The following is an 8,124-nucleotide window of genomic DNA, read 5'->3' on the forward strand; positions in this document are numbered from 1 at the left end:
AAAAGCCCCTGGAAAATCCAGGGGCTTTGGCATCTAAAGTCTAATGAGGATGCTATTGTCAGATGACAGAGTTAGTGAAAAATGCCTGAACAGAAACAAACGCGTTTTTCATTAACTTTGTCATTGATGGAGTCCTTATTTGCCACGGAAACTGAAAAAATCCGGTATTCCTGCCATTGTAAGTGAAAAATTCTGGGGCACTCGAAGAACTAAAGCTAAGCCGCGATTGCGTCAGTAGCTTGGTCAGTCCCACCTTCACAACGATGCCGTCCCTTTCCCCGTAGCCACTACTTCCCTCGCTTCTTCCATGCTTCTGCGCTCTGTGGATTCTGCTCAGCCCACCTATCAAAGGCGGCCCCTGACAACCACGCATACGGCTCGGAGCTCTGGCTCAGTATTGGTGTCGCCTGCGTTGAAACATCCCAGGTATTTTCATAGTGCAATTCCGGCTGGGTAGTGTAACTGTGATACTTGCTCCGATCACCAGGCAACTCCATCGGTAGACCACGCTGCGTACGCATCTCATGCAGTAAGGAAGCGAATGGACTCATGGTGACCGAGATTGGTGTTTTTCATGCCTGATAGGCTAAAATACCGATGCAGGAAGGTCAAGGAAAACGTTCTTTAAGTTATTGAACCAAAAGGGTTATTTTGGCATACCAAAGTCTGCACTTTGGTAATTAGAGAACCCAGAAGACTCTGAATTTTTTGGGTAAATTAGGCCTACAAAACCAATACCCGACGATAAGGCGAAATGAATCGTCTATCGATTAAAAAAGAAAAGCTTTTCACAAAGACAACTTCTCACGACTGGATGTCGACCTGAGTCGCCGGTGGCAGTACGGTCGATGTCAGGCGGCAATACGCCGATTACTTGACTATCCGAATGGCATGTAATTGGTTGAAATTTAGTTGCTGCGGACGGCAAAATCCAGCAACGCTAGGAATTGGCTTTTTTGACGCTTGGCTATTTGTTGGTGCTACCCTATGCAGAATGGGCAGCCTAGCCCTAGGCTGGATTGGAGCAAAACTCAGGGAGTGCCATGGAGTTTACGAATTGCCGATGGGCAGCCACACATAGCCAGGTGAACTTGGAGCAGCGTGCATGACAGCCCTAGTCAAACACAGCGCACCTGGCCCCTATCTGGGCTTCTCGTTGCAGCCAGTCCGGCTCTGCTATCACCTTCTCAGTAGCCCATCGGATTCGAGCGTTTCCTTAGAACTGCTGGATGATGTCGCTATCCACTACGCCAACGGAAATGTCCTATTGGAGCAATGCAAGAGCGCTCTGTCACACAATGCCCTCTCTGATTGGTCCGAGGACCTTTGGAAGACCATTGCGAACTGGCTTGTTGCGGTCGAGTCCAAAAAAGTGGATGGGAGAACAACGACATTTCGCCTGTACGTGACGCCTCCGAAATCTGGCAAGGTGAGTTCGGCCATTCATGACGCAACGTCTGCGGACGCTGTAGACCTGCTGCTCCGACAAATCGAGGACAAGCTCAGCAAGAAGGCCGAACCGCCCAAGTGCATGCCGCACGTACAGAGATTTCTTGATGTGGCGGCAGCTCTTCGCAACCAAGTCATTTGCAAGACGTCGATTCTGAGCAGCGATGTCGATCCGATACAACCTCTGCGGAATTTGCTGGCACCCACTGTCCCGGGCGGCTCAATTGACGTCATCTGCGAAGCCGCCATCGGGATGGCGCAGGCAAGGGCAGACCGCCTCATCCGCGAAGGCATGCCAGCTCTGATAGGCGTTGCAGAGTGTCGGCGCGCGTTTAAATTTGACCACCTGTGCGCGTTGAATTTTGACCAGGTGTGATAGCCACCTGACATAGGTGGGCTTGTGGATAAGTGTAGCTCAGAACAACCAATTTCCGGGCCGCGATGAATGCGTTGGGAAAGCCGTGGAGGACGAAGTCCGGAGCGGATTTCCCAACGCGGCCCCGATCAGAACGCATCCGCCTCGGGCAGATTTCCCCGCTTGCTCTGCTCCCGTGCCTTGATCCTCGACTTGGCGGTGGCCGTGCTGTGCCGGAAGCGAAACGACTCGTTCCCGGTCTCGACGATATGGCAGTGATGCGTCAGGCGGTCGAGCAGCGCCGTCGTCATCTTGGCATCGCCAAAGACGCTCGGCCATTCGGCAAACGTCAGGTTGGTCGTAATCATCACGCTGGTGTGCTCGTAGAGTTTCGACAGCAAGTGAAACAGCAAGGCACCACCGGCCTGGCTGAATGGCAGATAGCCCAGCTCATCGAGAATCACCAGATCCATGCGCAGTAGTCCCAAGGCAATCCGGCCAGTTTTGCCGGCCGCCTTCTCCTGCTCCAGCGCATTGGCCAGATCCACGGTCGAGAAGAATCGAACCCGTTTGTTATGGTGCCCAATCCCCGAAACGCCAAGTCCTGTGGCCAAGTGCGTCTTGCCGGTCCCGGTGCCCCCGATGAACACCACGTTCTGCGCTTCCTCGGTAAAGGACAGGTCGGCCAGTTGCCGAATCAGTTTCTGATCCACCTTCGACTGCTCAAAGTCGAATCCCGCCAGATCCCGATGTACGGGGAAGCGGGCCGCATGCATCTGGTAACCAATCGAGCGCATGACCCGGTCGGTCTGTTCTGCTTGTAGCAGATGCTCGATCAGCCAGCGTGAAGTGTCGATACCGGCGCCACCGTTCGCCGATAGTTCTTCCCAAGCACCGGCCATGCCGTGCAGGCGCAGTTCCTTGAACTCACTCATCAGCTCACGCATGATCGTTCACCTCCACGCGCAGTTGGTCGTAGCGACCTGTATCGGCAATCGGGGCTTCGCTGATGGTCAGGGGGGTCTCCACCGGCGGGGGGATGGGTCCGGATTTTAGGCGGTTGAGCATGTTCTCCACATGCTCGGCACTCGGCAAGCCTGATTCCAGGACCAGATCGACCGCCACCAGCACAGACTCCAGACCGAACTGCGCAATCGCCGACAGCACCTTGGCCATCACCCGATCACCACCTTCCCGACGCAACAACAAACTGCGCAGGCGCTGCAACGGTTCCGGCATGTCGGCAAATGGGGCGCCGTTTCTCAAGGCCCCGGGTTTCCTCTCGATGAGCGGGATGTAGTGCTGCCAGTCGTAGAGGGTTTGTTGCCGGGTGAAGCAGCGGGGATGGCTGGCTACCCGTAGATCGTGCGCCACAATATCGATCCGCTCCGGATAGAGATGCAGGCTGACGCCCTGGCCAACCAGTTCGCACGGCACCGAGTAGCGATTGCGATCCAGCGTGATCAGGCAGGTGCTCGACACCTTGCCCAGGGTTTCAACATAACCATCAAAGGGCGCCACCATGGGCATCAAGCTCGGTTGCTCGTGTTCAAGCATCTCGGCCACCGTCAGATCAGCGTACTCCGGATGGCGCAATTCCTGCCAAAGACCCCGGCAACGTTCGAGCAGCCAGACGTTCAGTTCAGTGAAAGAACTGAAACGTTCCTTGCCCGCATCCTGCCAGAGCCGCAGCCGGCTATCCTGGACATTCTTCTCAACGACGCCTTTCTCCCAGCCACTGGCGACATTGCAGAAGTCCGGGTCGAACAGGTAGTGGGAGGCCATGGCCGAGAAGCGGGCATTGACGATGCGGGACTTGCCCTTCTGCACCTTATCTACGGCCGTCTTCATATTGTCGTAGATGCCGCGCCGAGGAATCCCACCCAAGGCAGCAAACGAACGGGTGTGGGCATCGAACAGCATTTCGTGGCCTTGCGTCGGGTAGGCCTGAACCACAAAGGCTCGACTGGCGCAGAACTTGAGATGCGAGGCGAGGATCTTGCGCCAGACCCCACCAATCACCAGGTGCTCTTCGCTCCAGTCGAACTGGAAGGCTTCGCCCAACTCGAAGTGGAGCGGAACAAAGGCTTTGCTGACCGCTGCGCCACCATCGGTACGCCAGCGCCGGATGAATTCCGTGACCCGGCAGTAGGTGCCCGTGAATCCAGCCGCCAGCAATTCACCAAAGAGTTTCAGCGCGGTACGCCGATCACGCTTCGGGCGACGGGCATCTGTTTCCAGCGCCTTGATGAGTCGCGCCGCATAGGGTGCGATCTTGATGTTCGGGTTCTGCCGTGCGTACTTCGGCTCGGTACCTTCCGGCGTCCGTAGCCAACGCTTGACGGTGTTCCGGCTATACCCCGTCTTCCGTGAAATCTCGGATAGCGACACGCCATCCCGGTAAAACAACCGCCGAATCCTTCCCAGATCCTTCATGGTGATCATCTCCTAATGTCCTGCTCAAAAAATGAGCGGACGAGTTAATCACCCTGGTCAATTTTCAGCGCGCACAACCTCGCTTTTCTGGTCAGTTTTCAACGAGCGTCAACACTTGCGGGGCCTTTTTTCATTTTCTGTGTCAGTAGTTTTTCACTAACTTGGCACAGTTTTCACTTTCTCTGTCATCCGACAGCTATAAATAAAATTTAAATATCAACCCTTGCACTCAAGGCATTGGTTTCAATGAATGCACGGCGTGGCTCTACCAACTCACCCATCAGAGTAGTGAAGATTTCATCGGCAGCGATTGCATCGTCGATCTGGACGCGAAGCAGGCGGCGAACCTTTGGATCCATTGTTGTTTCCCACAACTGACCGGGATTCATTTCCCCCAGGCCTTTGTAGCGTTGCTTGCTGATACCGCGCTCGACGTCGTTGAGCAGCCACTTCATGGCATCGCCGAAATTGCTGACCGGCTGCTTCTTTTCGCCGCGCGCCATGTAAGCCCCAGGACCAAAAAGGTCAGCCAGGGTTTCGGCCGTGCGGCGAAGCTGGAGGTAGTCGCCGGAAAGCAGCAGATCGTCGTCGATCATGCCAACCTTCAGGTTGCCGTGGTGCATCTTTTCAACGCGCAGGGTCCAACGTTCCTGAATATCGTCATATTTAGGAACAATGCGGATGTCTTTGTCCAAATGGCTGCTGACCAGCTCGGCGCTGGCTTTGGCCGCCGCTTCGGAAGTCAGGTCGAGCTTGAGATTGTGCTGAACAAGCGCTTTCAGAACTTCCGGATTGACCAGATGCGAGATGCGATCGATCACTGCTTCGGTCAACAACCAGGAACGGGCCAATTCCTCCAAGGCAGGGCCGACCACCGGCTCTGCATCGGCGCGCGGCGTCAGGCTGGCTTCGTCCATCGCCATACGCAGCAGGAACTGATGGTATTCCTGATCGTCCTTCAGGTAACGCTCGGTCTTGCCGTGCTTGACCTTGTAAAGCGGCGGCTGGGCGATATAGACGTAACCACGCTCGATCAGTTCCGGCATCTGACGATAGAGCAGCGTCAGCAGCAGCGTGCGGATGTGCGCACCGTCAACGTCGGCGTCGGTCATGATGATGATGCGGTGATAGCGCAGCTTCTCGATCTTGAACTCGTCCTTGCCGATACCGGTACCGAGGGCAGTGATCAGGGTGACGATCTGTTCGCTGGAAATCAGTTTGTCGAAACGGGCCTTCTCGACGTTCAGCACCTTGCCGCGCAGCGGCAGAATGGCCTGGAACTTGCGGTCACGACCCTGCTTGGCGGAACCGCCGGCGGAGTCGCCCTCGACGATGTACATTTCACACTGAGCCGGGTCTTTTTCCTGGCAGTCCGCCAATTTGCCAGGCAAACCGATACCGTCGAGAACTCCCTTGCGGCGGGTCATTTCACGAGCCCGACGGGCCGCTTCACGAGCCCGTGAAGCTTCGACGATCTTGCCGGTAATGACCTTGGCATCAGCCGGGCGTTCCAGCAGGAAGTCGGCCAGTTTTTGGGCAACGACTTCCTCGACGGCCGGACGGGCTTCGCTGGAAACCAGCTTCATTTTGGTCTGCGAAGCGAACTTCGGGTCCGGCATTTTGACCGACAGCACGCAGGCCAAGCCCTCGCGCATGTCGTCACCGGCAATCTCGACCTTAGCCTTCTTGGCGATCTCGTGCTCGTCGATGTACTTGTTGATGACCCGGGTCATCGCGGCACGCAGGCCGGTCAAATGGGTACCGCCATCGGACTGCGGAATATTGTTGGTGAAGCAGAGCACCTGTTCCTGGTAGGAATCGTTCCACTGCATCGCCACTTCGACACCGATGGTGACGCCGGTATCGCCGACCTTGGCTTCACCGGCCGAATAGAAAATATTCGGGTGGAGAACGGATTTGGTGCGGTTGATGTACTCGACAAAGCTCTGTACGCCACCGGCAAAGGCGAAGAGTTCATCCTTGCCGCTGCGCTGGTCTACCAGGCGGATGCTGACGCCGTTGTTCAGGAAGGACAGTTCGCGCAGACGCTTGGCGAGAATTTCGTAGTGAAATTCGACGTGGCCGAAGATTTCCTCATCGGCCGAAAAGTGCACTTCGGTACCGCGCTTCTCGGTGTCGCCAAGAACCTTCAGCGGCGAAATTTCAAAGCCGTCGCGAACTTCAAGGCAGCGGTCGACCGGCACGCCACGCTGGAATTCCATGAAGTGCTTCTTGCCATCGCGACGAATGGTCAGGCGCAGCCATTTCGACAAGGCATTTACGCAGGAAACACCGACCCCGTGCAGACCGCCGGAGACTTTGTAGGAATTCTGGTTGAACTTGCCGCCGGCATGCAGTTCGGTCAGCGCGATTTCCGCTGCCGAACGCTTCGGTTCGTGCTTGTCGTCCATCTTGACACCGGTCGGGATACCTCGGCCGTTGTCAATAACGCTGATCGAATTATCAACGTGGATGGTTACGGTGATGTCATCGCAATGGCCGGCCAGCGCCTCATCGATCGAGTTGTCGACAACCTCGAATACGAGGTGATGCAAACCAGTGCCGTCTGAGGTGTCGCCGATGTACATACCCGGACGTTTGCGCACCGCCTCCAGACCTTCGAGAATCTGGATGCTGGCTTCGCCATAAGCCGGCGATACGCCTTCCTGGCCGCTCATTTGCGTACTGTCTTCGCTCATTGAATGTTCCACGTGAAACTTGTCATTAAATCAGGGATCAAATCCGCATCGGCATGACAACGTACTTGAATCGCTCGTTGCCCGGCACGGTGATCAGGGCGCTCGAATTGGCGTCGTTGAAACTCCACTGAATTTCTTCGGTGTGGACGTTGTTCAAGACGTCGAGCAGGTAGCCGACGTTGAAGCCAACGTCAATGGCATCGCCCTGATACTGAACTTCGATTTCTTCCAGCGCTTCTTCCTGCTCGGCATTGGCAGCAATCAGCTTCAGGCTATTGTCGCCCAGAACGACGCGCACACCGCGGAATTTTTCGTTGGTCAGAATGGCGGCACGGTTCATTGCCTGCATCAGGGTCTGACGACCGACGGTCATGTGATTTTTCAGCGTCGCCGGAACCACCCGCTCGTAATCCGGGAACTTGCCGTCGATCAGCTTGGAAACGAGGACCACCGAACCGAAGGCGAAGCGCACCTGATTCGGGGCCAGCGTGATGTTGAGTGGTTCTTCGCTATCGACCAGCAGGCGATTCAGTTCGAGCACGGTCTTGCGCGGCAGGATCATTTCCTGACGTGGCAGTTCGGCTTCGATTTCAACGCTGGCAAAGGCCAGACGGTGGCCATCGGTCGCCACGGCACGCAATTCCTTGCCTTCGACCAGCAGTAGCAAACCGTTCAGGTAATAACGGACGTCCTGCGCGGCCATGCTGTACTGGGTCTTGCCCAGCAGTTGGCGAAAGGCCTTTTGGGAAATCTGGAACTGCTTGGTTTCGCCTTCGCTCATCGTCATGCGCGGGAAGTCGTCGGCCGGCAGCGTCTGCAGGCTGAACCGGCTTTTGCCGCCGCGGACTTGCAGGCGCTTGTCTTCGAGAATCAGGCTGACTTCGGTGGTATCCGGCAAAGAGCGCAGGATTTCCTGCAGTTTGCGGGCACCAACGGTAACGGCGCCGTCACCTTCGCCACCGGCACCATCGGTTGCCGTCGTGATCTGGATTTCAATGTCGGTCGCCAACAGCGTCAGACGATCACCCTTCTTTTCCAGCAGGACATTGGACAGGATAGGCAGGGTATGACGACGTTCAACAATCCCCGACACCGACTGCAATGGCGCCAGAAGCGTGTCTCTTTGGGTTTTAATAAGAATCATAAATTAAATTCCTTAATAGACTATATCGGGAACAGTTCTGT

5 protein-coding genes are annotated in these 8,124 nt (G+C 55.9%); 1 reads left to right on the top strand and 4 read right to left on the bottom strand.

Annotated features, from left to right (window positions below; all coding sequences use genetic code 11):
* The first annotated feature begins 1,105 nt into the window (after positions 1 to 1,105).
* Positions 1,106 to 1,825: a hypothetical protein gene (locus AT959_RS12450; protein ID WP_066883552.1), complete on the top strand. Its 720-nt coding sequence runs from the start codon at positions 1,106 to 1,108 to the stop codon at positions 1,823 to 1,825.
* A 128-nt stretch (positions 1,826 to 1,953) separates the two neighbouring features.
* On the opposite strand, the gene istB is transcribed toward AT959_RS12450, so the two are convergent.
* The 4 genes from istB to dnaN form a co-directional block, all read right to left on the bottom strand.
* Entirely contained in the window at positions 1,954 to 2,754 is an 801-nt protein-coding gene (gene istB / locus AT959_RS12455) for an IS21-like element helper ATPase IstB (protein WP_476695860.1), read from the bottom strand.
* A complete protein-coding gene (gene istA / locus AT959_RS12460; protein ID WP_066884397.1) occupies positions 2,744 to 4,240 on the bottom strand; it encodes an IS21 family transposase in 1,497 nt (498 codons plus the stop codon). Before istA ends, istB begins: the two co-directional genes overlap by 11 nt.
* Positions 4,241 to 4,449: 209 nt before the next feature.
* Positions 4,450 to 6,939: a DNA topoisomerase (ATP-hydrolyzing) subunit B gene (gene gyrB / locus AT959_RS12465; RefSeq protein WP_066883556.1), complete on the bottom strand. Its 2,490-nt coding sequence runs from the start codon at positions 6,937 to 6,939 to the stop codon at positions 4,450 to 4,452.
* Between the two features lie 37 nt (positions 6,940 to 6,976).
* Positions 6,977 to 8,083, bottom strand: coding sequence for a DNA polymerase III subunit beta (dnaN, locus tag AT959_RS12470; RefSeq protein ID WP_066883558.1), 1,107 nt, complete (start codon positions 8,081 to 8,083; stop codon positions 6,977 to 6,979).
* Positions 8,084 to 8,124: the final 41 nt, after the last annotated feature.

It is taken from the genome of Dechloromonas denitrificans, from assembly GCF_001551835.1.
In the GTDB taxonomy this organism is placed as follows: Bacteria; Pseudomonadota; Gammaproteobacteria; order Burkholderiales; family Rhodocyclaceae; genus Azonexus; species Azonexus denitrificans.

What these genes read in the sequence shown, in the direction of transcription:
- istA (WP_066884397.1), bottom strand. Translation starts at nt 4,240, where the DNA reads ATGAAGGATCTGGGAAGGATTCGGCGGTTGTTTTACCGGGATGGCGTG.
- dnaN (WP_066883558.1), bottom strand. Translation starts at nt 8,083, where the DNA reads ATGATTCTTATTAAAACCCAAAGAGACACGCTTCTGGCGCCATTGCAG.
- gyrB (WP_066883556.1), bottom strand. Translation starts at nt 6,939, where the DNA reads ATGAGCGAAGACAGTACGCAAATGAGCGGCCAGGAAGGCGTATCGCCG.
- AT959_RS12450 (WP_066883552.1), top strand. Translation starts at nt 1,106, where the DNA reads ATGACAGCCCTAGTCAAACACAGCGCACCTGGCCCCTATCTGGGCTTC.